This is a genomic window from Priestia sp. 10L35 (genome assembly GCF_056395685.1).
This window is the reverse complement of the sequence record NZ_JBFTKA010000003.1, coordinates 605,380-632,173: the sequence shown is the minus strand read 5'-3', so window position 1 is coordinate 632,173 and position 26,794 is coordinate 605,380. Positions and strand designations below refer to the sequence as shown.

The window sequence follows — 26,794 nt, the reverse complement described above, 5'->3', positions numbered from 1 at the left end:
AGGTATGTGTCAATTTCATTTTTGCTTTGTGTACCTATATTTTAAAAAATAGATTTTTTTCCATTGTATAAGCATAACCAAAAAAAATTAGGGAACTAAGAAAAAAGTTAGAGATTTACAAATAAAAAGGAGAGTTTTGTATGAATACATTTAGATGGATAGCGGCAAGGAAGCAGCTCTCTCCTCGTGCTTTTAAAGATGAGCTAAATAGCCAAATATGGTTTAGTCCCTTAATTTATGCTCTTTTTTCTGTCCTTTTAGCTGCATTGACGCTGTTTCTGGACTATTATTGCAAAGTAGGAGAGAAGGTTCCTTCATTTTTTTCAATCAACATGGATTTAACCAATACGTTAGTGAGTACGATTATGCCCGGAATTTTATCGATTACGACCTTTACCTTTAATTTAATGCTTGTTGTGTTTACATCATTTGCAGCTCAGTTTTCTCCTCGCGTGTTAAAAAACTTTGCTTCTTCGAAATCGACTCAGCGAATTCTCGGGATTTTTATGGGGAGTTTCTTATATACACTTTTTGTCTTTCTCTTTTTAAACAGTTCACAAGTAGATGGCTACTTTGCTATCCCATTTGCGACCACGGCGCTATCAATTTTTAGTGCAGGCACGTTTGTCTACTTTATTAATCATTCCGTTAAATGGCTGCAAGTTAATCATATGACTCAATCGATGAAGACGGAATCTATAAAAGCTATTGAAACGACGATACGTGAAGAGCTAGAGGTTCATCGAACGCAATCTGCTCATAACGAACCATTTTCCTTTCCTGAAGGAGATAAAAATCCAGTATATATTCAAACATCCGGCTATATTCAGACCGTTAATTACAGCCGATTAATTCACTATGCCAAAGAGCATAACTTAGTGATCAAAATGGAGAGGGAAGTAGGGGACTACGTACTCGACGGAACGATATTGTTTTATTATTGGAACCGAGATTTTACAGAGCAGGATGAAATCGATCAAACTATTTTTCATCGATATGTTCATATAGGAAAATCTCAAACCGATATTCAAGACACAACTCATATTATTACCAAGTTTGTCGAGATGGCGATTAAATCATTAGGAAGTGATGACTTCAAAACGGCGATTAACTCCATTCACCAAATTAGCGATATTCTTCGGAAAATTTGTGATGTTAGTCAGTTTTCTTCGTATTTAGTTGATGACAGCGGCGTTGTACGAATGGTCATTCCTGATAAAAAATTTGAAGACTTTTTGTATGATGGATTTGCTAATATCCGGCACTATGCTAGACGTAATATTATCATTACAATGGAGCTGCTTAAAACGCTTGGAAATCTCGCCGAGGCCATTGGGCCAGCTTATTACGACGACATTTGGGAGTTTGCCGTCTACACGTCTCAAGGCTTTGAAGAAGAATATTTATTTGTTCAAGATAAAAAATATTTTTTGCATATTCTTTATGATTTAGCTATTTCTACAGAAAAGGAAGAGCAATATGAACAGATAACTAAACAAATGAAGAAGTAAAAAAGCCGAAGTCAACGCGTGACTTCGGCTTTTCTTTTTAATTATTTATTTGAACGTTTTAAGATGCTTTTAGCGTGTGAAAATGTATCAAAGCTTGCTTTTCCGTGATACGCACCCATTCCGCTGTCACCAACGCCGCCAAATGGAAGATAGTGAGACGTCATATGATTAATCGTATCATTGATAGAACCGCCGCCGAATGACACGCTATTTAAGATGTGATCTTGGACTGCTTCATCTTCAGAGAAAAGATAAAGTGCTAATGGTTTTGGACGTTTTACGATTGCTTCAATTACTTCTGAGATTTCATCGTATACGATGACTGGAAGAATTGGCCCAAAGATTTCATCTTGCATCACATTGTCTTCCAATGAGATGTTGTCAAGAACAGTTGGCTCAATAAACAGACGAGAACGATCCGTTTTGCCTCCAAAAACAATATCTCCGTTTGTTAAGAAGCTGCTAAGGCGATCAAAATGCTTTTCGCTCACTACGTGAGGGAAGTCTAGGTTTTGTGAAACATCTTCGCCGTACGTGTTTGTTACGACTTGTTTTAGGTTAGCTAGCAGCTCGTCTTTTACATTTCGCTGAACAAGAATGTAGTCTGGCGCTACGCAAGTTTGGCCAGCATTTGCAAATTTACCGCGCGCAATGCGTTTTGCTGCTTCTTCAATATTTGCATCTTCGTGTACAATTGTAGGACTTTTTCCGCCTAGCTCTAGCGTAACAGGTGTTAAATGTTTAGCAGCCGCTTCTGCCACAATTTTGCCGACCATTGTACTTCCTGTAAAGAAGATGTAATCAAAGTTTTCTTTTAGTAAAGCCGTGCTTGTTTCCACTTCACCTTCGACTACCGTCAAGTATTCTTCAGGGAAGTTTTCATTAAACATCTTAGCAAGAAGGCTTGACGTATGAGGTGTTAATTCAGAAGGCTTTAACACCACGCAGTTACCTGCAGCAATCGCGCCTACTACTGGTGATACAGCAAGTTGGAACGGATAGTTCCAAGGTGCAATCACTAGAGCTAAACCGTACGGATCTTGATAAATATAGCTTTTTGCTCCGGCGTGAGTAGATGGTGTTTCTACTTCTTTTGGCGCTGCCCATTCTGCAAGATTTTCAACTGCAAAGTCGATTTCGCTTAGCACAAGACCAACTTCTGCACGTTTTGCTTCAAATTCTGGTTTGTTAAGGTCAGCTTTTACTGCTTTTAAAATGTCGTCTTCATGACGTACAACAAGTTCTCTTAATTTCTTTAGCGTTTCGATACGGAACCCAACGTCTTTTGTTTTACCGCTATTAAAGAATGAAAGCTGTTTTTCTGTAAGTTCTTGATAGTTATTCATCAGAAAATCTCCTTTTACTTCACATTTTTAACTCTTTATTCAATGAACAGAAATAGCTGCTGCTTATTTCCAAGTTGTAACCGTATTGACCGGTAAACGGTAAGAAGCATGGCCTTCGCTCGCTGCTTTACCGATTGAGATAAGCATAATTGGAAGATAACGTTCTTTATCTAAACCGAATTCTTCTGCGATTAAGTGTTTTTCGTATCCGCCGATTGGATTTGTATCATATCCGTGAGCGCGAGCAACAAGCATAAGCTGCATAGATACAAGACCTGAATCAATTAGCACGATGTCTTTCATATCTGCTTTTGGCATGTTTTCGTAAATCGGCTTAAAGAAATTTAGCTGCTGTTCTTTAATGTCCTGAGGCATATAGCCAAGCTCTACTGCTTTTCCGAAAATTTCGTCTGCATATTCGACGTTGTTCATGTCACCAAACACGGCAATAACAGCTGAAGATGTATGAACTTGTTCACTGTTAAATTTCGCAAGTTTAGCTAATTTTTCTTTGCCTTCCGGCGTTTCAATTACAACAAAGCGCCACGGCTGCATATTAACAGAAGAAGGAGCACGCATAGCTTCTGTAAGAATTTCTTCCATTTCCTCACGGCTGATTTTTACTGAAGGATCATATTTTTTAATTGAACGGCGTTTTAAAGCAATTTCGTTAAAATCTTTTATAGTCATAGTCATTATTCCTTTCTTTTTAGGCGTTAAACTTATTTATTGTCATTCCCATATTTTTGATTGTGGACAATTGTTTGACATATCAATAATTGATACATCAACAATATAATACATTGATTTAAGAATTGCAAGGGAAAAAGTTTAAACTTTTGAAGTGGGGTTAGTTGGAAGTGTGAAGTTATATTCTACTGGGAACAAATATGAAGAAAGTGAGAGATAAAAATAAATTATAAAAGTGATCAAACAAAAAGTTTGACTACTTTATTTCTCTTAGTTACGATAAGTAACGAAAAGAGACAAAAGTGAATTTGTTACTTTTTAAATGAATGACAGTTTGAGAAAGAAGAGATAGAGAAATGTTTATTCTCTTTTTAAAACCTAAACTGTATTTGTAATTAGTACAGTATAACAAGACATATCACGCAGGAAAAGTAGGAGGACTTCAAGATGTATACAGATTTAAAAGATAAAGTAGTAGTTGTAACAGGCGGATCAAAAGGATTGGGGCGCGCAATGGCCGTTCGTTTTGGTCAAGAGCAGTCAAAAGTGGTTGTAAACTACCGCAGCAATGAAGATGAAGCGCTAGAAGTGAAAAAAGAAATTGAACAAGCTGGCGGTCAAGCAATTATTGTTCGAGGCGACGTAACAAAAGAAGAAGATGTTGTGAACCTTGTAGAGACAGCTGTTAAAGAGTTTGGCACATTAGACGTTATGGTTAATAATGCTGGTGTTGAAAACCCGGTTCCTTCACATGAATTATCATTAGAAAACTGGAATCAAGTAATCGATACAAACTTAACAGGCGCGTTTTTAGGAAGCCGCGAAGCGATTAAATATTTTGTTGAAAATGACATTAAAGGAAACGTTATTAACATGTCCAGCGTTCACGAAATGATTCCTTGGCCACTATTTGTTCACTATGCAGCAAGTAAAGGCGGTATGAAGCTAATGACGGAAACATTGGCTCTTGAATATGCGCCAAAAGGTATCCGCGTAAATAACATTGGACCAGGCGCGATCGATACGCCAATCAACGCTGAAAAATTCGCAGATCCGGAACAGCGTGCAGACGTAGAAAGCATGATTCCAATGGGCTACATCGGCAATCCGGAAGAAATTGCATCAGTTGCAGCATTCTTAGCATCGTCACAAGCAAGCTACGTAACAGGTATTACACTATTTGCTGATGGCGGTATGACAAAATATCCTTCTTTCCAAGCGGGAAGAGGTTAATAGGTAGAACTGAATGAAAAAGACCTCGGAATATTCCGGGGTCTTTTTCGTATTGTCATAAATGTACGGCGTATTTACCAAATATTGAAACTTTTATTGAAGTATTACGTATATAAGCTAACGACGAATAAAGGACGTGTTGATATGCTACAGGAAACGATTCAACAAAAAGTAGATCAGTATAGAGGTTTTTATATCAGCTTAAAAAATGAACTCAAATGGAAAGTGGCAGATCCGAAGCAGTTTATGGCTATCGCTTCTATGTATGCAGTGAAAGGCAAATCGCTTCAGCTTCAGCCTTATATTGAGTTAAGTGACTATATTAAAAATCAAGTAGGAATGTTTTCTACATTAAAATCATCGCAGCGATTTACGATTGCAGCCATGCTGGATACCCGCTATGAGAATCCAAAAGAAACGTTTTATGAATTTCTGGATGTATATGATCAATTGGTACATGGCGGGTTTACTAGAGGCGCATTTACGTATATCGCGGCTTCCGCTATGCTGTCGAATGAGTCAAGTCGAAGCCATAAAGAAATGGTTCGAAGGTCAGTAGAAATTTATCAAGGCATGAAAAAAAAGCATCTCTTCCTTACATCAAATGGTGATGTACCTCTTGCCGTTTTATTAGCTGAAACGAGCGAGTCTGTTGATGATTTGATGCATGAAATTGAACACTTCTATACCACATTGGGGCAGCATGGATTTAAAAGAGGGAATGACCTTCAATTTTTAAGTCATATTCTCGCAATCGATAAAAACTTACATGGGGATACACTTATTGAAAGATGCCTAGCAGTAAAAGAAATCTCTGAATCGGCAGGTATGAAAGTAAAAGCAATGCATTACCCGGTTCTTGGCTTATTAGCACTGTTTGAAAAACCGGAAGCTGAAATTGAAATTATTTATGACGTGGTGAAACAGTTAAATACAGACAAACTTTTCAAGTGGCAGAAAGACATCAATGTTATGCTGGCGGTTAATCTGGTTATCAGTGAAAAGCTAAAGGATTCTAGACTGGTCGAAACAGGTATCTATACAACGATTGAAACGATTATTCAAGCCCAGCAAGCCGCTATGCTAGCGGTTATTGCGAGCACTTCAGCGGTTGCTACTACGACTACTACTTGATAAATGAAACGACTATTAAAAGAGGCTGGGACATAACTACATGAATCTAACCTAAAGATGAACCAATGGAATAAATGAGCTGAACCGCTTATAATACCGCGGTTGATTTCCGTGCAAGACTTCGCTTTCCGCCGGCGGCCGCTGAGCCTCCTTGTCACTTACGCTCCTGCGGGGTCTCACCTGTTCCGCTTTTCCCGCAGGAGTCTTCGCCTTGCCCTCCAATCAACCGCTAGAAGTACCCATATACATGAAACCTACGTTCACCATACCGATGAAAAAATCCGAACGAAGTTGATTCTCCATCAAGAATCTTGATTCCTCGTTCGGATTTACATTCAACTAGAATACTTTTATCTCAGCTTTTCTCTTAAAAAGTATAAACCTCGCCATCATCTGGAACAAAGACGTGAGATGTCATGTCTTTTTCTTTGATAAAGCCTTTTAATTCTTCTCTTGATAGCGTCCAGTGATTTACAGCTTCCATATGGACAGAAATAATCGTAGCACGAGGGGCCGCTTTAAAAACTTCGTAAATATCTTCTTTCCCCATCACAAGAGAACCGCCTTCTAAAAATTGATTATCTCCGCCGTTTACGACAATGACATCCGGTTGATATGTGTTGATTTCTTCTCCAACAGCGGAATACCATACCGTATCTCCAGCTATATAAAGCGTTTTTTCATTCTTATATTTAAAAACAACACCGCATACTAAACCAGTACGCTTTAAAATTTCTCCTCTTCCGTGCTCGCCTTTTGTTTTGATTAATTCAACGCCTTCAAAAACCGTGTTTTGCGTAAGTACTTCTACATTTTTAAAACCAGCTTCTTTTACTGCTGCGGCATCTTCTTCATTTTGAACGAACATTTTGATATTGTTTGGCAACGCCTGTTTAGCGGCATCGTCAAAATGGTCTAAATGGAGGTGAGTGACAATAACCGCATCTACATCAGCAATAATTTCTTCAACGGATATCGGTAAGTTCACTAAAGGGTTGTTTTGATCTTGTCTGATCGAATTTGGAAAAGGAGGGTACGTACCTTTTTCTGCTAACATAGGATCAATTAAAAACGTTTTTCCTCCGTATTCAACAATTAGAGTAGCGTTACGAATATGTGTAATCTTCATCTGTATCTCTCCTTTTTTTGATCTACATATAGTTTATAGGATGCTCTAGTTGCAAATACATAGATAAAATCAAGTCTTTTACCACTTTCACTTGATAAATGAAAGAATAGTAATCAAAAGCAAAAAGAACCGAAACAGTGCTGTTTAGGTTCTTTTTAGGGTTTCTTTTATCTCTTTATATATACGTACTTGGTTGCGGCCATGTTGTTTGGCAGCGTACAGGGCGATATCTGCTTTATTCAACAGCTCATCTAACGTTTCATTTTCTTGTTTTTTCGCTTGTGCTACTCCAAGACTCAGCGTAACAGAAATGGTTTTTTTATTAATCAGTAAGGGCTGAGTCTCGACGTGACGGCGAATTTGGTTGGCAAGCGTTTCGCCTTCGGATATAGTATAGCCCTTTAGCGCGAGTACAAATTCTTCACCGCCGTACCGAGCAAAAAGGGCTCCTTGCGGTAATACGGACTGACAGGCTTTTACGACATGTACAAGCACCTGATCGCCGGTATAATGACCATACGTATCGTTCACTTTTTTAAAATAATCAATATCAAGTAAAAGAAGCGTAAAAGAAGATGCAGACTTTTTTGCTTCATCGAATGCTTGCTTGCTGTGTTGAAAAAATGCTCTGCGATTATAAATTTGCGTCAGCTCATCGTAATAAGCTTGATTTTCAAGCTTTAGCTGAAGTCTTTTTAGCTCTGTGATATCTGTAAAAATAAGCAGCAAGCCGTGACTGTTGTTAGCATACTGCAAAGGAGAGGTGCGAACTTGATACGTATACTGAGATTGATCCCCAGAAAAAAGCTGCAGCTCTTGACTGCTGTTTTTATTTTCGAATGTAAAAGGAAATGAACTGCCCGATAGAGTGAACCAAATATCAGCAAACCGTTTTCCAAACATCGCTTTTTTCAGCTGCGGAAACATGTTCTTCGACGCTAAGTTAAATTCAATTAATCTGTAAGCTTCATCAAGCACGATAACACCGTCATTGATGCTGTTAAATATCGCATCTTTCGCAACGGGCATGACTGTAAACATACGCGATGAGTTAATGGACCATAAATATAAAAAAGAAGAAACCCATAAAACCATCGGAACTGGATCAATTCCCTGCGGCGTAAAGCCCATTAAATAGACAAAAGCTGTGACAATAGGGACTAATTGCCCGACCATTAATGCAATTAACTGCAGGCGGTAAGCTTTGGCTGTTTCTTTCCAGCGGTAAACGGCAAGCAACAAAGCAACGAACATAGACGAAAAGATGAACATGCCGTGAATCGTGTACCATGGTCCAATTTCTTGATGAATGTAAGGAGCACCTAAAACTGGGTCAATTTCAAACACTCGGTAATGAAGGTGATGCCAGTCATTTGTTGCGACCATGATCAAACTAATAAAAGGAATGATAAAAAGCGCAAAAATATGTTTTTTCCTTACCTTTATGCCGACATACTGCATAACAAACAGCAGTCCTGCAGGAGGTGAAAAAGGCATGCCCACGTATTGAATAACGGTCCAAAATTTCATTTCCTCAAGGTTAACGGATAGTAAGCTAAAGGCCGCACCTATACAATAAATAGCGGTGAAACCTGTATGAAGAATAAATAAATGCGCAATATTGCTGTAGTGGTGACGCTTAATAAATACGTAAAAACACAAGTATAAATTAAGAACACCAGACGTACAGATAAGCGTTATATAAGCGGTTAAATCTAAATTCACAATTGTATCCCTCATTAAGAAAGCATTTTTAGTTAAATGTAGCACAGTTGAAATAAAATGTGGATGTTTTATTAGGGATTTAGTAGCAGCGAAGGAAGTAGATGGATAGTCTATAAGAATTGTTTCTCTTTCACTAGTAAATTATTAAAGATTCAGTATTTTATATATTGACATCGCTTTCATAGTAGAATATAATTTCAGTAATAACTTAAAACTGGATTGTTACTGATTCGATCAGGCATTACCTGTGTTAAAAATACGTGATGTGTTCATGTGTTTTTAAGATGGGATTTTTACGTTTGTTCTGATGTGGGGGAAGCATCTATGAAATTTGTTAAAGTATTTAATAATAACGTAGCATTGGTCAAAGACTCCTCTAATGTAGAATGGGTCATCATGGGAACAGGCGTCGGTTTCCAAAAGAAAAAAGGTGATCCAGTTGATAAGGCTGTCATTCGACGAAAGTTTGTGGCGGAGTCGTCCAATATTCGTCGACCGCTGGCTCAAATTCTAGAGAGCATCAAACCAGAAATTCTCGAGGTTTCTGTAGAGTTAATCAAGCAAGCAGAAAAAGAAATAGGTGAGCCTTTTCGCACCAATATTCACTTGACTCTTGCGGATCACTTGAATTTTGCGATTGAGCGAAGCCATAATGGCCTTGAATACGCGCAGCCAAGCCGCTGGGAAGTCAAGAAGCTTTATCCGAAAGAGTATAATGCTGCGGTTAACGCGATTCGACTAGTGTATGACCGGCTTGATGTGCTGCTTCCTAAAAGTGAAGAAACGTTTCTCACCTATCATTTTGTAAACGCACAGAATGTACAAGCAAAAGTGGAAGAAACGATGAAGATGACTGAAGTGATTAATCGAATTATTGATGTTGTTCAATATCATTTTCAGCTAAAACTTGATGAAGAATCCATGAACTATTCTCGTTTTGTCACACATCTACGATTTTTTGTTTTGCGTCAGCTGGATCAGAACCCACATGTTTCTCCTGAAGTTGATGCTACGCTGCTTGATGTTGTAAAAACAAAGTATGAAAAAGCATATAAAGCTGTTGAAAAAGTGGCTAATTTGCTTCATAAACAGCATGGCTGGCCTTTAACTTCAGACGAAAAGCTTTACTTAACGCTACACATTTGGCGTGTAACGAATCTTGTAGAAACTGAATAAACATTCTTCATTGGAGGATTGTTACTGACTCGATCAGGCATTACCCAAGCAGACATTTGCATGTTACAAACATGCGGTGATCTGTTTGGGTTTTTTTATTGAAAAAAGGAGGGATATAAATGACTTCATATAAAGAAACGGCTAAACAAGTAGTAGATAAAATCGGTGGAGCACAGAATGTTAACCAGTCTTGGCACTGCGTGACAAGACTTCGCTTTAATCTTCATAACAAGAATAAGGTGCAGGTGGAGGAAATTAAGCAAATAAAAGGAGTGATGGGTGCTCAATTTTCCGGGGATCAGTTTCAAGTCATTATTGGAAACAGAGTTGCTGAAGTTTTTGAAGAAGTTGAACCATTGCTGGGCAGTGGAAGAGCTACCGAGGAGAAAAGCAGCCAAAAACAAGGCGTTGTTTCACTTCTAATGGATAGTATTTCAGGAATTTTCACTCCTATCTTACCAGCTCTTATTGGTGCGGGTATGCTAAAAGCTTTTATCGCTTTATTTGCTACGCTAGGATGGCTGAGCATAGAAAGTGATACGTACGCAGTGCTGAATGCAATTGGGGACGGAGTCTTTTACTTTCTGCCATTTTTCTTAGCTGTTTCAGCAGCTCGCAAGTTTAAAACAAATGAATACTTAGCCCTTGCTTTAGCAGCTGCCATGCTGTATCCGACCTTTGTAGATGCAGCGAGAGGCATTACGAAAATAAAAGAATTCACGTTATTTGGAATCGATTTTATATCCATTCCAGTCGTGAACTACACGTCTAGTGTAATACCGATTATTTTAGGTGTACTTTTATTGAAATATATATACAAATTTGTTCGTTCATGGATGCCGGCTACCGTTACGGTCATGTTTTCACCACTGATTGCACTTCTAATCGCTGCACCTATTACGCTATGGTTAATCGGTCCGCTTGGAACGTATATGGGAGACGGATTAGCAAGTATATTCTCATGGATGTTTGAAACAGCGGGTCCGCTGGCAGGGCTTTTACTGGCAGGGCTTATGCCTCTTATTATTATGACAGGTATGCACTATGCAATAGGTCCAATTGCGATACAAAACCTAAAAGTGTATGGGTTTGACAATGTTTTGATGCCGATGATGTATATCAGCAACCTTGCTCAAGGAGGAGCGGCTTTTGGAGTAGCGTTGAAGACAAAAAATAAAGATTTAAAACAAGTTGCGTTTTCATCAGCTATTTCAGCTGTTATCGGAATTACAGAGCCTGCCATGTACGGAGTAAACATGAAGTTGAAAAAGCCTTTTTATTACGCTATTGCCTCTAGTGCACTGCTCGGTGGCTTTGCCGGGTGGTATGGGTTTAAAGCATTTACATTAGGAGGATTAGTCGGAATCTTTGCTATTCCTACGTTTGCAGATCCAAGCGGAGCAGCAGGCAATTTGATTGTCGCTGTGGCGCTGCTGGCAGGGGCCGTTATTTTACCAGCCGTCTTGGTCCTTACTCTTGGGTTTAAAGATATTGCTTCAGAAGAACCAGAAAAAAATACAATAAAACTTGAAGAACATCCTGTCAAAGAAGAAGCACCACTGCAAAATGTTTCTCTAGCAGTAGAGGAGAAAAAAAGTGGTAAAACAAAAAGCGTATTCTCTCCGTTGCACGGTGAACTTGTACCGCTGCATCAAGTGTCAGATCCAACATTTGCTCAAGAAATTATGGGCAAAGGAATTGCGATTAAACCTAGTGAAAACCGCGTAGTCTCGCCTATCGCTGGAACGATTATGGTGCTGCCTGATTCTCAACACGCAATTGGCATTAAAGGAGAGGACGAAGCCGAAATTTTAATTCATATTGGAATTGATACCGTTTCTTTAAAAGGAGAGCATTTTAAAGCACTTGTAAAAGAAAAAGATTATGTAAATGCAGGGCAGCCGCTCATTGAATTTGACCGACATGCGATTGCAGAAGCTGGATTTGAAACTGTTACGATGGTTATCATCACAAACACAGCGGAGTATTTAGATGTGCTGCCTGTCAATGAAACAGGTCCAATTTTTGAAGGGGAACAGCTACTTTCTGTAGTCAAATAAATGCTATTTTTAATAAAAATATGAGAAAAGGACGTGGGGACTATGTTAACAAATGATACTGTATTTAAAAAGGGATTTTTATGGGGAGGAGCAACAGCTGCTAATCAAATTGAAGGAGCTTATGACGTTGATGGAAAAGGGCTGTCTACTGCAGATATGATTCGATTTGTCCCAAAAGACGAGCGAACTGGTTATTCAATGGATGTAAAAGCAGATTATATTGAAGATGTGCTTAACAACAAAGTAAACGATCGTTTTCCAAAGCGTACGGCCATCGACTTTTATCATCGCTATAAAGAAGATATCGCACTGTTCGCAGAAATGGGGTTTAAAACGCTTCGCATTTCGATCAACTGGGCGAGAATTTTTCCAAATGGAGATGACGTGAATCCAAACGAAGCAGGGTTGCAATTTTACGATAACCTATTTGATGAAATGTTAAAGTACGGAATTGAGCCGCTAGTGACCCTTTCGCATTATGAAACGCCGCTTGAGCTTACCCGTAAATACAACGGCTGGTACAGCCGCAAGCTAATTGGCTTTTATACACGCTACGCGGAAACGGTATTTACACGCTATAAAAACAAAGTCAAATATTGGCTCACGTTTAACGAAATCAATGTGATTACGCATAGCCCTTATACAGGCGGCGGTATTTTAGTTGAAAATGTTCCAAATCAGTCAGCGGAGCAAATTGCGTATCAAGGGGCGCATCATCAGTTTGTTGCGAGTGCACTTGCCACTAAGTTAGCTCACGAGATTATTCCTGATGTAAAAGTAGGATGTATGCTTGCGCGTATGACAACGTATCCTGTGACGAATCATCCGGATGATATTTTACTAGCTCAGCATAAAAATGACTTGAACTTATTTTTTACAGATGTTCAAGTTCGCGGAGAATATCCAAAGGTAATGGAACGTTACTTTAAAGAAAACAACATTCAAATCGTAAAAGAAGTAGGGGATGACGAGATTATCAAACAATATCCCGTTGACTTTATTTCATTTAGCTACTATATGTCTCTTTCTGTCACAACTCAAAGTGAAGAAGAAAATGTCCTAGGAAATATGATTGCAGGAAGTGTAAAAAACCCTCATCTTCAAACGTCTGATTGGGGATGGCAAATCGATCCGAAAGGACTGCGCTATACGTTACAAGATTTTCATAACCGCTACGGCAAACCGCTGTTTATCGTTGAAAATGGGTTAGGAGCTCATGACAAAGTAGAAGAAGATGGCTCAATTCATGATCCGTATCGTGTAGATTACTTAAGACAGCATATTGAACAGATGAAAGAAGCGGTCAAAGATGGTGTAGACTTAATGGGTTATACCGCGTGGGGACCTATTGATTTAATCAGTGTATCAACAAACGAAATGTCAAAACGATACGGCTTTATTTACGTAGATCAAGATGATGAAGGAAATGGTACGCTTGAACGATCTAAAAAAGATTCTTTTTACTGGTATAAGCAAGTGATCCAGACAAATGGAGAAGATTTATCTTCAACTACAAAAGTCAAAGTTTCTCAGTAAAAAACACATGCCTGAAAACACGCGATGTTCCTTCATCTGCGTGTCTTCAGGCATATTTGTATTTACAGTCTATTTAAGTTTACCGTTTTACAAAGAAGCTACCTGCATTTTTTTCTGTCTAAAAAAGACCCAATCCTTAAAGCCGATTTCTTTAAGGCGCTTTTTTACTAGTTCAAAGTCGTCGCCAATGCGCTCCGGGTCATGGGCATCGGAACCAAATGTAATGCGTACCCCGTAGTGCAGGGCTCTTTCCAAAATATCATCTGCAGGATACCAGCCTCCGCAGTCTTTGGTTTTGCCTGATGTATTCACTTCTATGGCAATGTCATGTGCTGAAATCACTTTTAGCGTTTGATCAATAACAGCTGTCTGAATAGAAGAAAAAGAAGGATAGAATCCTTTCATGGCATCAATATGTCCAAGAATCTGAAACATTCTGCTCCGGGCAGATTCTTCGATCAATTGATAATACGTTTCTTTCGTGCGCTGCTTTTCTTGCTGAGAAAGGCCTTCCCAGCGCGTTTTATGAAAGATGCTGACTTCATCAACTTGATGGACAGAGCCGATTATGTAGTCAAACGGATATTTTTCATAGTAGCTACGATATATCTCCGCATGCTCGGGAAAGAAATCAGACTCTACGCCTAACAGCACTTCAATTTTTTCTTTATAGTCTTCTTTTAGTTTCAAAATCTCAGCTACATATCCGGAGAATGCGCTTTTTCCCATCGCAATGTGAGGATGCGGCTGGTCTTCTTCGCTCCCAAAATAAGGAGAATGATCCGAAATCCCAATGATATCAAAGCCTTTATCAATAGATGCCTCTATATAATCTCGAATCGTTCCGCGAGCATGTCCGCATCGGTCGTGATGGGTATGAAAATCAAATTTTAAATCAGCGTTCATTTTTCATCACCTCTGTTACCTTTTTATGTAGTGTATAAAATATTCTACAAAGAAACAAAGTATCCCCCGTAGAAATGGATGAAGAGAATATTTCTTGGCTTGCTGGTGAGTCATCTACTAAAAAGATTGTACAGAAAGAGGTTATTTTATTTAATTTGCTGCAAAAATTGACATGGAATCCATACCAAAAGTTACATTTGATTCGGCAAGCTAAAACGCATATACTACTCATACACGATCTGAAATAACGTTCAGGTAATCGCTGCATCATTTGATGTAGAGGAAAGTCCATGCTCGCACGGTGCTGAGATGTCCGTAGTGTTCGTGCCTAGTGAAAAAATAAGCTAGGGCAGCTTGGCTTATAGCTTAGCTGACGGCGGGAAAAACCACCTAAGTCTTCGGATATGGTCGAGTATCCCTGAAAGTGCCACAGTGACGAAGCTTTGCTGGAAACAGCAAAGGTGGAACGCGGTAAACCCCACGAGCGAGAAACCCAAACAATGGTAGGGGAACTGTCTCTAAGGAATCAAACGGAGAGACGGACGGTTACATGTGTAATCGTAGATAGATGATTACCGCCTGAGTACGAGAGTAAAATCGTTTGCAGTACAAAGGTACAAAACATGGCTTATCGAACGTTGTTGAAACAGAGACTGACTATAAAATACGTAACCCAAACAAACCAGTGAGGTTTGTTTTTTTATTTGTTCTTTTTTAAAATTATAGCGCAAATGCGTTGATGGAGTGCTTGAATTTTCCTTATCGTAGCAAGAGGAATTAAGGTATATGTAAATACATATTAACTAAATTGCTGTATAGTTTACTTGTACTCACTAAACATGGGGAAAGGGAGAATATTCATGATTAAGAAAATGGAACATACAGCCATTATTGTTGGAGATATGGATGAAACGATTCACTACTACTCGGATATGTTTGGCTTTAAAGTTCGCCTTAAAGGCTCTACCGAAAAAAGAGAGATGGCTTTTTTGTATCTTGAAGAACAGCCGGGAATTGAAATTGAGCTCATTCGAGATATTGATCCGATTGGCAAGTATAACAAAAGCGGGATTGTTAACCACCTTGCCTTTACGGTAGAGGATATAAATAAGGCGATTCAACATTATAAGAGCAAAGGAATTGAATTTTTATCATCTGAGCCTCAGCCAACGCTTGAAGGCGGCCGTATGATTTTATTTCACGGACCTAATGATGAGTTGCTGCAGTTAGTAGAACGAGTTAAACTCTAAAAAAGGTTACTTTAAGGGGTACATACAAGAAAATATGTGTTTTACGTTCTCAAAAAAGACCTTTCTTTTATGGTGATAGAAAGGTCTTTTTGATGTGTAGTTACTATGATAGATCAAGTATCTTTTTAATAATTTTCTTTAACATTGGCAGCGCGTCTTGTCTTTATTGAGCTTTTTAAAAGAAAACCAGAAAGGATAAAAGCAATTAGTAAAAAAACAATAATCATACAAATCAAGCCTTTCCAGCCAAACATTGACCAAAAGACTCCTCCTAGCGTTCCGCCTACGCTTGAACCCGTGTAATATAGAAACAAATAAAGTGAAGAAGCCTGAGCTTTATTTGTTAAAGCGCGCTGACCTACCCAGCTGCTGGCAATCGAATGGCTGCCGAAAAACCCAAACGTAAACAAGCCCAAGCCAGCTACTTTAGCAAGTAAAGCAGGATCTAACGTTAAAACGACACCAGCTAGCGTAATCGAAAGGTTGATCATAAGTATTTTTTGTTTTCCGTAGCGGTCTACCAGCCTGCCGGTCCACATCGAACTAAACATTCCGATAATAAGAATTAAAAAGATCCAGCTGACAATCGTTTGGCTTAAGGAATAAGGGGTAGCGGTTAGTACATAACCGATATAGTTAAATAAGGCGACGTTGCTGCCTAACAGCAAAAAGCCTAAGCCGTATAAACAAACTAATCCTGGATCTTTAAGATGATCAAGCAGCGATTTCCCTAGCTTTCCAACCTCTAATTTACGAGATTGAAAGTGCTGTGAAGGAGGCAGGCTAATCCAAAAGATAACGGTCGCTGCTATACTTATAATACCAATTCCTGCTATTGCACCGTGCCAGCCGAAATACTCACTAAGCGTGCCGGAGATCACTCTTCCGCCAACGGCGCCAATTGCATTGCCGCTTATGTAGAGGCCCATTGCTGAACCTAGGCTTTTTGCTTCGATTTCTTCTCCTAAATAAGCCATTGCCACTGAAGGCAGCCCGGCTAGCGTAATTCCTAGCATTGTTCGAAAAAACAATAGAACGTGAAAAGTAGGACTACATGCAGTCAATAGGCATAACACAGAAGCAGCAAGCATGGAATAGACCATAACAGGCTTTCTTCCCCATACTTCCGATAACGAACCGAAAATAAGCATACTAATAGCCAAAGCTATGGTTGTAACGGAAAGCGATAGGCTAGAAGTCGTCGGAGAAATATGAAATTCTTTTGTGAACGCCAGCATTAAAGGCTGAGCGCAGTATAAAATCGCAAACGTATTAAACCCTGCTGCAAAAAATGCAAAGCTCGTTTTGCGAAAAACGGGCGTTCCTTTCTTTATGTAACTCATAGAGCAACCAGCTTACGCTTTCTCAGATGTACGATACGTTTCATAACAAATCCTTCTTTCTGCTAGAAAATGATGATCATAAAATTTTGTAGGAGCTGTATACAGCAGTCGTTAAAAGAAACTAAAAACATCCTCGAGTATGTTTCCATTTTTTATCGTAACACCAGCTATTTATAATGTATAATTCATTATAATCATATTTTTCATACATCTATGTAATGAATAGAACGGTTAATAAGGAGATGGTACAAAGTGGAGTGGCAGCAGTTTAAATATTTTCAAACGCTTGCACGTACGCAGCATATGACGCGCGCCGCAGAAGAGCTGTTAATTACGCAGCCTGCGCTCAGTCGTTCAATTGCTCGTTTTGAAGAGGAAGTAGGAGCGCCGCTATTTGACCGGCAAGGACGTTCCATTATATTAAATCAATATGGTAAAGTTTTTTTAAAGCGTGTAGATAACATAATGAAAGAATTTGATAAAGGACAGGAGGAAATTCAAGCGCTGCTAGATCCTGAAAAAGGGCAGGTGTCACTTGGATTTTTACATACGCTCAGCACAGATTTGATTCCAGATTTAATCGCTTCGTTTCGCAGTTTGTATCCTAAGGTGAATTTTCAGCTGAGGCAGAGCCCTTCTCACGTTCTTCTTGAGCAGCTGCAGCTGGGCGAACTAGATCTTTGTTTGATTGCGCCTATGGAAGAGAAATCGATCATCAAGTGGCAGCACCTTTGGAGTGAAGAGCTGTTTGTGATTGTGCCAAAAAATCATCGGTACGCTCGCTGTGAGAGTATCTCACTAGAAGAAATTGCTGAAGAATCATTTATTCACTTAAAAGAAGGCTTTTCTCTTCGTCTTACGTTTGAGCAGTTATTTGAAGAGACAGGGGTAAAGCCTCACATTATGTTTGAAGGAGAGGAAGCTGATACCGTAGCGGGACTTGTAGGAGCCGGCTTAGGAATTTCTATCCTTCCAGATTTACACGGAATAGATCAAAGCAAAATAGTGAAAATTCCATTAGCTAAAGCCAATTGCCACCGAGTAATTGGACTAGCATGGATTGAAGGAAGATATCTATCACCGGCTGTTAAGCAGTTTAGAAACTTTGTTTTACATAAATTTAATGACCAGAAATAAAGGTGTTTCGTAGCCTAGACTTGTTTACAAACTTAGTCCTTTTTTCTTTTAAATAACCTTTTTAAAATCGATCTCTTTTTACCTACTACGCTGCTTTCTTTTGAAGCTTCTACTAATTCTGAAATGGCCTGCTGTTCACGCAAGCTTTTACGCAAAGATTGAATAAGCTGCTTATCTTTTTCCTGAAGAATTTGTTTTGTATCAGGCTCTTGTTGGGGTGAAGGCTGTACCGGCTGTTCGGGAGGTGTCGGCTGCTGGTCAGCTGCTTCTGCTGTGTTCTCTGTGTTCTCTTTGTCTTCGGCTTCTTCTAGAGACACGGCAGCTTGATCCTCGCTTGTAGTTAAAGAGAATTCTTTTTGCAGCGCTTCATTGATTTCTTCTGCTTGACAGCCCTCATCATAAAGCTGCTTAATTTTCAGTAAAACGGTCGCAGCCGCAGCTTCATATTGTTTTGGTCGATGATCCTCTTTTTGTATAAAGAAATATTGGAATTTATCTATATATCTTCTAATCGTTGAAGTAGGAATACTCGTTTCTTCAGATAACTCTTTTACACTAAGCCATTTTGTCATTTTCTCACCACTTTTTAAATGATTACTTATTCGTCAGCATCAATTTGAAATTGTACTAGTATCTACTGTTTATCTTATCATGTAACGCTTCTACGTACCTTGCTGTGTTGGTTTCTGTAACGTTTTTATAATCACAGTGTCATAAATGAGGTATAAGCTGCCACTCGCACAAAGATTTGTTAGTTGAAGAATAGGAAATAATCAGTAAGCATTTGTTTGGAGTATGTTGAACAATGATGAGCGTACTTCTTATTATTATCTTATAATGTTGCTGAAGAAAAATCGAGTGATTACTTCACTGTTTAATGATTATGGTAATGTTGTACTAAAGAATAAAAGGAGGGGCAGCATGAGTTTTACAGAACGAGCAGTAGCACTTATTAAACAAATACCATCCGGGAAAGTAATGACATACGGACAAATTGCCGGCCTGGCTGGTAGTCCGCGAGGTGCAAGGCAAGTTGTACGAGTACTGCATTCGATGAGTAAGAAACATAATCTCCCCTGGCACAGAGTCATTAATTCTAAAGGAGAAATTGGGTTTAAAGACGAAGAAATGTACGTTGTTCAAAAACTTTCACTTGAAGCGGAAGGAATACTCGTTTCTTCGGATGGAAAGCTTGATCTTAAAGTCTATCTCTATGAACCTGACGTGTATAAATAACAAAAAAGCTATCTGAAATAGATAGCTTTTTTTGTTATTTATGTTTTTCAAAAGCGAGCTTTAATCCAAAACCAATTAAAACGACTCCTGTTGCTTTATCCATAAAGCGCTGAACGCTAGGTGTTGTGAGCCATTTTCGTAAGTAGTTAATAAAAAAGACGAATACGAAAAACCACGTGATAGCAAGAAACGTATACGTTATGCCCATAAGAAGAAGTTGAAGCGTTACATTTTGATCACTTTGGACAAATTGAGGTAAAAAAGTTAAGAAAAACACCGCCACTTTTGGATTAAGGACGTTTGAGACAAGACCTTGACGAAAAGCAGACGTTTCTTTTGACTTCTCTTCTTTTACAGGAGAAGCTGTATCGCTTTTTTTAGAAAATAAAGAAGAGATCCCTAAGTACATTAAGTAAAGGGCTCCTGCATATTTTACCACTTCAAATGCCAGAGCTGACTGAAGAAGAAGAGCAGATAAGCCAAACGCGGCGGCGAGCGTATGAACTAAAGAGCCGCTTGCCAATCCTAACGCCATTTTATAGCCGCCCGTTTGTCCATCTGCCATCGTTCGTTTGGTGATAAGAGCCGTATCAATACCGGGACTCATAATAACAAACAATGTAAGAACTAAAAAGGTCAAGATGTCATTCATTTTTTTCTTCCTCCTTGCTGTGATAAAATACAACTACATTTTATTTATTAAATATAATTTAACATATTTCACTAGGTTTATTAAGTCTAATTTAATAAAATTAAATATAATTAAACATCTTTTACGGAGGAATCATCATGGAAAACATAGATATTGGAAAAAAAGTAGAGAAATTTCGAAAAGCAAAGGGGCTAAGCAGTCGAGAATTAGCCAAATTAGCGGAGATTACGCCGTCTATGTTAAGTCAAATTGAACGGGGATTAGCTAATCCGTCCATTTCAACGCTTAAAATTTTAGCTAAATGCCTCGATGTTCCTACTTTCAGTTTTTTACTTGAAGAAATACACACCTCTCATTTAGTCGTACGGTCGAACGAGCGTAAAACGATGAAAGTAAAAGAGTTAACGTATTCGCTAGTATCACCAGACTTTACGGGAAATCTAGCTACGGCGATTATGGAAGTACCGCCGATGAAGTCTTCATCAGAATCTCCTTTAGCGCATAAAGGGGAGGAAGTGGCATATGTCTTAGAAGGAAAAATTAAGGTGTATTTGGAAGAGGAAGTATACGTGCTAGAAAAAGGAGACAGCGTCAAAATCCCTTCGCATCTGAAGCACAAATGGGACAATCCGTTTGAGGAGAAAGCGGTGATTTTATTCTCAGTTACACCGCCTGTTTTTTAAAATACTTACGGTTTTCATACTGCTCATCTTCAGTGTTAGCCACTTTTATTATATAAATGTGATAAAGCTATCATGTTCGTGGGGATAAACAATTGATAAAATAGCATTGTTGGGAATCTCTACCTAAGAGAATACATACTAAATACTTTTTTGAAAGGTGTTGAAGGGTAATGAAGACATGGAAAGAGATGTTTCGTACTTCAAAGCTTAAAAAAATGATGCCTGTACTCGCTCTGTCGTGCGCGGCGGCTGTAAGCTTTTCAAGCAGCGAGGTACATGCTGAAACGGTAAAATGTCAAAGACAAGAAACTAAGAGTGATCGAGAGTTTGCTAAGCTTGAAGAAAAATATGATGCGAATCTTGGCGTTTTTGCATTAGATACGGGTACCAATAAAACGGTAACGTATCATCCAGATGAGCGTTTTGCTTATGCGTCTACTCATAAAGCTCTTGCTGTCGGTGCACTTTTACAGCAGAAGTCAATCGAAGATCTCAATGAACGAATCTTTTATACGCGCGATGACCTTGTAAACTATAATCCCATTACAGAAAAGCACGTGGATACAGGCATGACTCTTCGGGAACTTGCGGATGCATCGCTTCGCTACAGCGACAATACGGCAGGGAACTTAATTCTGCAGCAGCTGGGCGGACCGGATGGATTTAAAGAAGCTTTAGAAAAAATAGGAGACGATGTGACGCTGCCTGAGCGCTTTGAACCGGATTTAAATGAAGTGAATCCAGGAGAAACCCACGATACAAGTACACCGAGAGCGCTCGCTACAAGTCTTCAAAAATATGTACTTGGACAGGCACTTCCTGAAGACAAACGTGCACTTTTAACAGATTGGATGAAGCGAAACACAACAGGGGATGCGTTAATACGAGCGGGCGTGCCGAAAAGCTGGGAAGTAGCCGATAAGACAGGCGCAGGCTCATACGCGACGCGAAATGATATTGCTATCCTTTGGCCGCCAAAAGGAGATCCAATTGTTCTTGCGATCCTTTCCAATCGTGCGGAAAAAGATGCGGAGTATAATGATAAACTAATTGCAGAAGCGGCTAAACAAGCGGTGAAGACTCTTAAAGTTACTCGTAAATAAAATTGGATAATAGTAGTTTAAATGTAAAAAAAAGATTGAAAAGATCGATAGAACATTCTATTATTAATTAGAAAAAATATAGGAAGGAAGTATCTCTTATGAAAAAGATTTTTCCAATTGTTCTATCTTTCGGTTTATTAACGAGCGTATCTTTTAGCACAGTTTCAAACGTAGATGCGGCAGCTAAATCTTACAAAAACTGTACGGAATTAAACAAAGACTACAAAGGCGGCGTAGCTCGTGCGGCTAATGTAACAAATAAAGGCGGCAAAACAAAGTACAAACCGTATGTGTCAAAATCACTGTATGATGCCAATACAAAGCTAGATCGAGATAAAGACTACATTGCCTGTGAAAAATAAATACTAGCTGACTCCTCCAAGCGCTTATTGTAAGCGCTTGGATTTTTTATTATCATCAACTCCTGTATGTTGCGAGTTGAGGTCAAAAATTAGTCAAACCGCACAAAATAATATCAGAAAATTCACAAAAATAATAATGAACTTGCGCTGGAATTCGTATACACTATGTACATGTTAAGTTAACTTACATACGATGTTAGAAGTTAGAGTGGAAACATCATACAAAAGGAGTTGAGTGTATAGTGTCTACAAATGCAACAAGTTCCGTTATAGAAGAGGTGCATTCTCATCAAGATGCAGGTCTTGAGCCGTCACTGAAGCCAAAAGCGGAAAGTGATCGAAAGCTAACTCCGATGTCTTATATGTTTATGTGGATTGGAGACGGCGTTAATTTAGGAAATATGACGCTTGGCGCAAGCTTAGTAGTAGCAGGTACTGCGGTATTAAATCTTTTTCAAACGTTTGTGGCAGCGATTATTGCCATTGGTATTATTTCTACTTTTTTTGTGTTAAACGATCGAATTGGCTATAAGACGGGCATACCGTATGTGATGCAGCTTCGAATGTCTTTTGGAATAAAAGGATCCGTCATATCGTCTCTTTTACGAGGTATTCCAGCTATCATTTGGTATGGTTTCCAAAGCTGGACAGGCGGTACCGCTTTAAACGAAATCGGGAAAATTGTGAGTAAAGGGTCTTTTGACAATCTTGTTCTTTGCTTTATTATCATTCAGCTGCTGCAAATCGTGCTTTCCCTGTACAGCTTCCACGCGGTTAAATGGGTAGAGATGCTTGCTTCAATCATCATATTGCTTGGCCTTGTTTACGTATTTGGTGTTCTTTTAACTTCTCATATTGAGGTAGTAGGGGAGAAGTGGGTACATACAAAAGGTTCATGGGGACTTCCGTTCTTTTCTTTCATTATGATGTTCATGGGGAATTATGCAGCGATTTTTCTAAGCGCAGCCGATTACTCTAGAGAACTGAAGCCAGGAATTAGCGACACAAAGCGTGGGTTCTTATACTTTACACCAATTCTAGTAGCCTATGGATTCGTTCTTACAATCGGGGCAATGCTTGCTTCTGCTACGGGTATTTCCAATCCAGTTAAAGCGTTCGCGGTTGTAGTGGATAATTCGTATATCACCGTCGCTGTATCGGCTTTTATTGTGATTGGCGTTATTGCCGTAAACATGGTGGCGAACATTATTCCACCTACGTATGTGATTACGCTGCTGACAAAAGCAAATTATAAAGTGGCGGTGACCATTACTGGACTCCTTGCCTTTTGCTCGTTCCCTTGGGTGCTTGTTCAAGATTCGTCAGCTGCAGGTCTTGGGCTGTTCATTTTGATTTACTCTGCTTTTTTAGGTCCAATTGTTTCTATTTTACTGGTTGATTACTATATTTTACGAAAACAAAGAGTAAACGTAGAAGAATTGTATCAAGAAAAAGGGCCGTTTTCCGGCTACAATCCATGCGCCATGCTTGCGATGCTCATCGGCGCAGGTGCTGCGTTTATCGAAGTCGATTTAGGCTGGATTATAGGAGTGGTAGTTGCAGGAGTTGCGTATATTCTTTTAACGAAATTTGCTTTTAAACATTCAAAATTTAAAAAAGGAACCATCTTTGAATACTAACATTCCATCGATAAAAGCCTTTGCTTGCTGCAAAGGCTTTTATCGCGTCAGATTAAATCTCTTTGTCTAGTTTCCTAAAAAGTGGGTAAAGTAAAGAAGAGAAAAAAGTTACCTCTATTGTGAGTTGCTTTTACAGGAGCGCATCTAATGTATCGCATCAATCATAGCTTAAAGGAGAGGGTAGAGTATGTATGAATTTAGAGTGTATACTCTTCGGGATGGAAGCGAAAAGGTCATCAAAACGCTGAAACATGAATCGTTTGCTGATGAAATTCAACGAGCGGGAATTAAGCAAACGGAAATTGCGCAAACACAGTTAGTAGATAAACCGAGATAACGTATTTGCCTTTATTTTTACACGTTTTAAAAAAGCCGGATTCCTATGTTTTTACGCAGGAGTCCGGCTTTTTCTAATTTCTTATAGTTCTTCACCATTTGTTTCAATTACATGTTTGTACCAGTTAAAGGAATCTTTTTTGTAGCGCTTCATTGATCCGTTTCCTTCGTTGTCACGGTCGACATAAATCATGCCGTATCGCTTTTTCATTTCGCCTGTTGTAAAGGAAACAATATCAATAATTCCCCATGGCGTATAGCCCATTAAATCAACACCATCGTACATCACAGCTTTTTCTAACGCTTCGATGTGCGATTTTAAATATTCAATTCGTGATGCGTCATGAATGGATCCGTCTTCTTCAACCGTATCAATGGCACCAAATCCGTTTTCTACGATGAACAGCGGAATTTGATAGCGGTCGTAGAAGCGGTTTAACGTATAGCGCAAGCCCGTTGGATCAATTGACCAGCCCCAATCGCTTGATTTGATATAAGGATTTGCTACGCCGTTTGGCAATCCGCCGTTTACGATATCGCCCGTGTTATCAGCTTCAACGTCGCTTTTAACCGTTGTGGACATGTAATAGCTGAACCCTAAATAATCAACTTTTCCGTTTCGTAAAATTTCTTCGTCGCCTTCTTCAAACGGAATATGATAGCCTTCTCGTTCGAATTCTTTTAACGCATAGCTTGGGTAATAGCCGCGAACTTGAACGTCAGGGAAGAAGTAGCGCTGTCTCATTGTTTCTTCTGCTAACATCACATCTTCAGGATTTGAAGAATAAGGATAGATTGGCACATGTGAAACCATCGCTCCGATTTGGAAATTCGGATTAATTTCTTTTCCTTTTGATACGGCAAGAGCGCTTGCAAGCAGTTCATGATGTCCTGCTTGATACATCACTTCTTTTGCGTTTTCACCCGGCTTTACAGAAACACCTGAGTTCGTCCATAAGAATAGCGGGTTGTGTACGTCCATTTTGTTGTTAATTTCATTAAACGTCATCCAGTACGTGACTTTGTCTTTATAGCGGTCGAAACAAACTTCAGCGAACTTCACAAAGCAGTCCACCGTTTTTCGACTTCTAAATCCGCCGTATTCTCGAGCTAAATGCAGGGGCATTTCAAAGTGAGACAGCGTAATAACCGGTTCAATTCCGTGCTTTAACAGTTCATCAAATACATCGTCGTAGAATTTTAGTCCTTCTTCGTTTGGCTCAGCTTCATCGCCTTTAGGGAAAATACGGCTCCAGCCAATCGACGTACGCAAACATTTTAAGCCCATTTCTGCAAACAGCGCGATATCTTCTTTGTAGCGGTGGTAAAAATCAATCGCTTCGTGATTCGGATAAAATTTATCTTCTTCCACTGTTTCAGTGATTTGTCGCGCTACACCGTGCGCTCCTGCAGTCATAACGTCTACTACGCTCGGTCCTTTTCCGCCTTGGTTCCATCCACCTTCAAATTGATGAGCTGCTAATGCGCCGCCCCATAAAAAATTCTTTGGCATCTTTGTCATTGTTAGTTCCTCCTTATTTCACTACGGTAAATAATGTTTGATTCAGCCCGCTATTTTCAATATCTTCAACAATCACTTCTCGATAAGCGCTTAAATTGGTGATAATAACCGGCGTGATTGTTAACCTCTTTGTTGATTATACGCTTTCAGTATAATTGTATCGATACAATTTATCAATACCCTAATAAAATAATAATTAATGAATAATTAAAGTTTATGGTATGGAGTTAGATTATGGTATAATCGTGTTATTCTTGAGACAAATTCAGTAAAGAGGTATAGCTATGATCAAATACCAACAAATTGCAATTGAAATTGAAACCTATATTGAAGACCATAAGCTTCAGCAAGGAGATAAGCTGCCGGTATTAGAAACGCTGATGGCGCAGTTTAAGGCAAGCAAAAGTACGGTAACAAAAGCTCTAGATCTGCTTGAGAAAAAAGGCGTGGTTTTTCAAGTAAGAGGAAGCGGCATTTTTGTCCGTCGCCATAAACGAACAGGCTATATTGGCTTGCTTTCCAATCAAGGATTTACGAGTGAACTTGAAGATTTTCAGCTAACGTCGGAAGTGATTGAGTTAGATGTACGAAAGCCGACGCAAGAAGCCGCGTTAAATTTAAACATAGAAGAAAATAGTGACGTCTATTATGTAAAAAGAGTACGGTATATCAACGGCCAGACGCTTTGTCTAGAAGAATCGTTTTATAATAAATCCATCGTTACGTACTTGAATAACGAAATTGTTTCTCAGTCTATTTTTCATTACATTAAAGAAGGACTTGGCTTAAAAATCGGGTTTTCTGATCTATATCTTCACGTTGGCAAGCTGAACAAAGAAGAAGCCACGTACTTAGGGTTAAAAGAAGGGGATCCTAAATTGTTTATTGAAACGCTTTTTCACTTAGCCAACGGCCAGCCGTTTGACTTTTCAAAAGTAACGTACAACTACGAACAATCTCAGTTCTTTTTACAAGCAACTAGTCATGTTTTATAAAAAAAGTGTCTGTCTCTCAATTAGTAAGGAACGAGAGGCAGGCACTTTATTTCATTTTTTCGATAAAAATATGAAATAAGATAATGATT

The 26,794-nt window shown here is 39.0% G+C and carries 24 protein-coding genes and 1 other RNA gene; 16 read left to right on the top strand and 9 right to left on the bottom strand.

The window, feature by feature from the left end:
• Positions 1–140 precede the first annotated feature (140 nt).
• Positions 141–1,511, top strand: a complete 1,371-nt coding sequence (locus tag AC1DEF_RS14490; protein ID WP_097822859.1) for a DUF2254 domain-containing protein — start codon at positions 141–143, stop codon at positions 1,509–1,511.
• A 41-nt stretch (positions 1,512–1,552) separates the two neighbouring features.
• On the opposite strand, the gene AC1DEF_RS14485 is transcribed toward AC1DEF_RS14490, so the two are convergent.
• Positions 1,553–2,857, bottom strand: a complete 1,305-nt coding sequence (locus AC1DEF_RS14485) for an aldehyde dehydrogenase (protein ID WP_097822858.1) — start codon at positions 2,855–2,857, stop codon at positions 1,553–1,555.
• Positions 2,858–2,920: 63 nt separating this feature from the next.
• A complete protein-coding gene (locus tag AC1DEF_RS14480; protein ID WP_080781659.1) occupies positions 2,921–3,547 on the bottom strand; it encodes a nitroreductase family protein in 627 nt (208 codons plus the stop codon).
• Between the two features lie 447 nt (positions 3,548–3,994).
• Here AC1DEF_RS14480 and gdh point away from each other — a divergent pair, with 447 nt between their 5' ends.
• Both gdh and AC1DEF_RS14470 read left to right on the top strand, forming a co-directional pair.
• A complete protein-coding gene (gdh, locus tag AC1DEF_RS14475) occupies positions 3,995–4,780 on the top strand; it encodes a glucose 1-dehydrogenase (RefSeq protein WP_025750943.1) in 786 nt (261 codons plus the stop codon).
• Positions 4,781–4,864: 84 nt separating this feature from the next.
• Positions 4,865–5,914: a DUF4003 family protein gene (locus tag AC1DEF_RS14470; RefSeq protein WP_477727418.1), complete on the top strand. Its 1,050-nt coding sequence runs from the start codon at positions 4,865–4,867 to the stop codon at positions 5,912–5,914.
• Between the two features lie 367 nt (positions 5,915–6,281).
• Here AC1DEF_RS14470 and AC1DEF_RS14465 read toward each other — a convergent pair whose 3' ends face one another.
• On the bottom strand, positions 6,282–7,043 hold the full coding sequence (locus tag AC1DEF_RS14465; RefSeq protein ID WP_097822856.1) for an MBL fold metallo-hydrolase: 762 nt from the start codon (positions 7,041–7,043) through the stop codon (positions 6,282–6,284).
• Between the two features lie 144 nt (positions 7,044–7,187).
• The gene (locus tag AC1DEF_RS14460) at positions 7,188–8,783 is read right to left on the bottom strand and encodes a histidine kinase N-terminal 7TM domain-containing diguanylate cyclase (RefSeq protein ID WP_477727417.1); all 1,596 of its coding nucleotides are present in this window, start codon (positions 8,781–8,783) and stop codon (positions 7,188–7,190) included.
• A gap of 309 nt (positions 8,784–9,092) precedes the next feature.
• Here AC1DEF_RS14460 and AC1DEF_RS14455 point away from each other — a divergent pair, with 309 nt between their 5' ends.
• From AC1DEF_RS14455 to AC1DEF_RS14445, 3 genes are all read left to right on the top strand, one after another.
• Positions 9,093–9,944, top strand: coding sequence for a PRD domain-containing protein (locus tag AC1DEF_RS14455; protein WP_097822854.1), 852 nt, complete (start codon positions 9,093–9,095; stop codon positions 9,942–9,944).
• A 119-nt stretch (positions 9,945–10,063) separates the two neighbouring features.
• Positions 10,064–12,004: a beta-glucoside-specific PTS transporter subunit IIABC gene (locus tag AC1DEF_RS14450; RefSeq protein WP_097822853.1), complete on the top strand. Its 1,941-nt coding sequence runs from the start codon at positions 10,064–10,066 to the stop codon at positions 12,002–12,004.
• A gap of 42 nt (positions 12,005–12,046) precedes the next feature.
• Complete coding sequence (locus AC1DEF_RS14445) at positions 12,047–13,540, top strand: glycoside hydrolase family 1 protein (RefSeq protein WP_097822852.1); 1,494 nt, start codon at positions 12,047–12,049, stop codon at positions 13,538–13,540.
• An 87-nt stretch (positions 13,541–13,627) separates the two neighbouring features.
• Here AC1DEF_RS14445 and AC1DEF_RS14440 read toward each other — a convergent pair whose 3' ends face one another.
• On the bottom strand, positions 13,628–14,446 hold the full coding sequence (locus tag AC1DEF_RS14440; protein WP_097822851.1) for a histidinol-phosphatase: 819 nt from the start codon (positions 14,444–14,446) through the stop codon (positions 13,628–13,630).
• 247 nt (positions 14,447–14,693) lie between these two features.
• Here AC1DEF_RS14440 and rnpB point away from each other — a divergent pair.
• Positions 14,694–15,082, top strand: an RNA gene (gene rnpB, locus AC1DEF_RS14435) — RNase P RNA component class B.
• Between the two features lie 224 nt (positions 15,083–15,306).
• The gene (locus AC1DEF_RS14430) at positions 15,307–15,696 is read left to right on the top strand and encodes a VOC family protein (protein ID WP_013058062.1); all 390 of its coding nucleotides are present in this window, start codon (positions 15,307–15,309) and stop codon (positions 15,694–15,696) included.
• A 125-nt stretch (positions 15,697–15,821) separates the two neighbouring features.
• On the opposite strand, the gene AC1DEF_RS14425 is transcribed toward AC1DEF_RS14430, so the two are convergent.
• On the bottom strand, positions 15,822–17,039 hold the full coding sequence (locus tag AC1DEF_RS14425) for an MFS transporter (protein ID WP_057273610.1): 1,218 nt from the start codon (positions 17,037–17,039) through the stop codon (positions 15,822–15,824).
• A gap of 252 nt (positions 17,040–17,291) precedes the next feature.
• Between AC1DEF_RS14425 and AC1DEF_RS14420 the strand changes: the two genes are divergently transcribed.
• Positions 17,292–18,176, top strand: coding sequence for a LysR family transcriptional regulator (locus AC1DEF_RS14420; protein ID WP_097822850.1), 885 nt, complete (start codon positions 17,292–17,294; stop codon positions 18,174–18,176).
• Between the two features lie 32 nt (positions 18,177–18,208).
• Here the strand turns inward: AC1DEF_RS14420 and AC1DEF_RS14415 are convergent, their stop codons facing one another.
• Positions 18,209–18,748: a MerR family transcriptional regulator gene (locus AC1DEF_RS14415; RefSeq protein WP_029323102.1), complete on the bottom strand. Its 540-nt coding sequence runs from the start codon at positions 18,746–18,748 to the stop codon at positions 18,209–18,211.
• Between the two features lie 349 nt (positions 18,749–19,097).
• Here AC1DEF_RS14415 and AC1DEF_RS14410 point away from each other — a divergent pair, with 349 nt between their 5' ends.
• Positions 19,098–19,412 carry an MGMT family protein gene (locus AC1DEF_RS14410; protein WP_013058058.1) on the top strand — a complete coding sequence of 105 codons (315 nt, stop codon included), beginning with the start codon at positions 19,098–19,100 and terminating at the stop codon, positions 19,410–19,412.
• 34 nt (positions 19,413–19,446) lie between these two features.
• On the opposite strand, the gene AC1DEF_RS14405 is transcribed toward AC1DEF_RS14410, so the two are convergent.
• On the bottom strand, positions 19,447–20,064 hold the full coding sequence (locus tag AC1DEF_RS14405; RefSeq protein ID WP_013058057.1) for a LysE family translocator: 618 nt from the start codon (positions 20,062–20,064) through the stop codon (positions 19,447–19,449).
• A gap of 137 nt (positions 20,065–20,201) precedes the next feature.
• Here AC1DEF_RS14405 and AC1DEF_RS14400 point away from each other — a divergent pair, with 137 nt between their 5' ends.
• From AC1DEF_RS14400 to AC1DEF_RS14380, 5 genes are all read left to right on the top strand, one after another.
• On the top strand, positions 20,202–20,747 hold the full coding sequence (locus tag AC1DEF_RS14400; RefSeq protein WP_477727416.1) for a cupin domain-containing protein: 546 nt from the start codon (positions 20,202–20,204) through the stop codon (positions 20,745–20,747).
• A 170-nt stretch (positions 20,748–20,917) separates the two neighbouring features.
• On the top strand, positions 20,918–21,850 hold the full coding sequence (gene bla / locus AC1DEF_RS14395; RefSeq protein ID WP_097822849.1) for a class A beta-lactamase: 933 nt from the start codon (positions 20,918–20,920) through the stop codon (positions 21,848–21,850).
• A gap of 98 nt (positions 21,851–21,948) precedes the next feature.
• Positions 21,949–22,212 (top strand): excalibur calcium-binding domain-containing protein, encoded by a 264-nt coding sequence (locus AC1DEF_RS14390; protein WP_013058054.1) that lies wholly within the window; start codon positions 21,949–21,951, stop codon positions 22,210–22,212.
• 242 nt (positions 22,213–22,454) lie between these two features.
• Positions 22,455–23,852, top strand: coding sequence for an NCS1 family transporter (locus AC1DEF_RS14385; protein ID WP_097822848.1), 1,398 nt, complete (start codon positions 22,455–22,457; stop codon positions 23,850–23,852).
• A 187-nt stretch (positions 23,853–24,039) separates the two neighbouring features.
• Positions 24,040–24,189 (top strand): hypothetical protein, encoded by a 150-nt coding sequence (locus AC1DEF_RS14380; protein WP_013058052.1) that lies wholly within the window; start codon positions 24,040–24,042, stop codon positions 24,187–24,189.
• An 81-nt stretch (positions 24,190–24,270) separates the two neighbouring features.
• Here AC1DEF_RS14380 and bglA read toward each other — a convergent pair whose 3' ends face one another.
• The gene (bglA, locus tag AC1DEF_RS14375; RefSeq protein ID WP_043981318.1) at positions 24,271–25,710 is read right to left on the bottom strand and encodes a 6-phospho-beta-glucosidase BglA; all 1,440 of its coding nucleotides are present in this window, start codon (positions 25,708–25,710) and stop codon (positions 24,271–24,273) included.
• 284 nt (positions 25,711–25,994) lie between these two features.
• Between bglA and AC1DEF_RS14370 the strand changes: the two genes are divergently transcribed.
• On the top strand, positions 25,995–26,705 hold the full coding sequence (locus AC1DEF_RS14370; protein ID WP_043981319.1) for a GntR family transcriptional regulator: 711 nt from the start codon (positions 25,995–25,997) through the stop codon (positions 26,703–26,705).
• Positions 26,706–26,794 lie beyond the last annotated feature (89 nt).

Bases quoted from the DNA above. Each gene is read 5' to 3' on its own strand.
- AC1DEF_RS14490 (WP_097822859.1), top strand. From the start codon at position 141: ATGAATACATTTAGATGGATAGCGGCAAGGAAGCAGCTCTCTCCTCGT.
- AC1DEF_RS14485 (WP_097822858.1), bottom strand. From the start codon at position 2,857: ATGAATAACTATCAAGAACTTACAGAAAAACAGCTTTCATTCTTTAAT.
- AC1DEF_RS14480 (WP_080781659.1), bottom strand. From the start codon at position 3,547: ATGACTATAAAAGATTTTAACGAAATTGCTTTAAAACGCCGTTCAATT.
- gdh (WP_025750943.1), top strand. From the start codon at position 3,995: ATGTATACAGATTTAAAAGATAAAGTAGTAGTTGTAACAGGCGGATCA.
- AC1DEF_RS14465 (WP_097822856.1), bottom strand. From the start codon at position 7,043: ATGAAGATTACACATATTCGTAACGCTACTCTAATTGTTGAATACGGA.
- AC1DEF_RS14460 (WP_477727417.1), bottom strand. From the start codon at position 8,783: ATGAGGGATACAATTGTGAATTTAGATTTAACCGCTTATATAACGCTT.
- AC1DEF_RS14455 (WP_097822854.1), top strand. From the start codon at position 9,093: ATGAAATTTGTTAAAGTATTTAATAATAACGTAGCATTGGTCAAAGAC.
- AC1DEF_RS14450 (WP_097822853.1), top strand. From the start codon at position 10,064: ATGACTTCATATAAAGAAACGGCTAAACAAGTAGTAGATAAAATCGGT.
- AC1DEF_RS14445 (WP_097822852.1), top strand. From the start codon at position 12,047: ATGTTAACAAATGATACTGTATTTAAAAAGGGATTTTTATGGGGAGGA.
- AC1DEF_RS14440 (WP_097822851.1), bottom strand. From the start codon at position 14,446: ATGAACGCTGATTTAAAATTTGATTTTCATACCCATCACGACCGATGC.
- AC1DEF_RS14430 (WP_013058062.1), top strand. From the start codon at position 15,307: ATGATTAAGAAAATGGAACATACAGCCATTATTGTTGGAGATATGGAT.
- AC1DEF_RS14425 (WP_057273610.1), bottom strand. From the start codon at position 17,039: ATGAGTTACATAAAGAAAGGAACGCCCGTTTTTCGCAAAACGAGCTTT.
- AC1DEF_RS14415 (WP_029323102.1), bottom strand. From the start codon at position 18,748: ATGACAAAATGGCTTAGTGTAAAAGAGTTATCTGAAGAAACGAGTATT.
- AC1DEF_RS14410 (WP_013058058.1), top strand. From the start codon at position 19,098: ATGAGTTTTACAGAACGAGCAGTAGCACTTATTAAACAAATACCATCC.
- AC1DEF_RS14405 (WP_013058057.1), bottom strand. From the start codon at position 20,064: ATGAATGACATCTTGACCTTTTTAGTTCTTACATTGTTTGTTATTATG.
- AC1DEF_RS14400 (WP_477727416.1), top strand. From the start codon at position 20,202: ATGGAAAACATAGATATTGGAAAAAAAGTAGAGAAATTTCGAAAAGCA.
- bla (WP_097822849.1), top strand. From the start codon at position 20,918: ATGAAGACATGGAAAGAGATGTTTCGTACTTCAAAGCTTAAAAAAATG.
- AC1DEF_RS14390 (WP_013058054.1), top strand. From the start codon at position 21,949: ATGAAAAAGATTTTTCCAATTGTTCTATCTTTCGGTTTATTAACGAGC.
- AC1DEF_RS14380 (WP_013058052.1), top strand. From the start codon at position 24,040: ATGTATGAATTTAGAGTGTATACTCTTCGGGATGGAAGCGAAAAGGTC.
- bglA (WP_043981318.1), bottom strand. From the start codon at position 25,710: ATGACAAAGATGCCAAAGAATTTTTTATGGGGCGGCGCATTAGCAGCT.
- AC1DEF_RS14370 (WP_043981319.1), top strand. From the start codon at position 25,995: ATGATCAAATACCAACAAATTGCAATTGAAATTGAAACCTATATTGAA.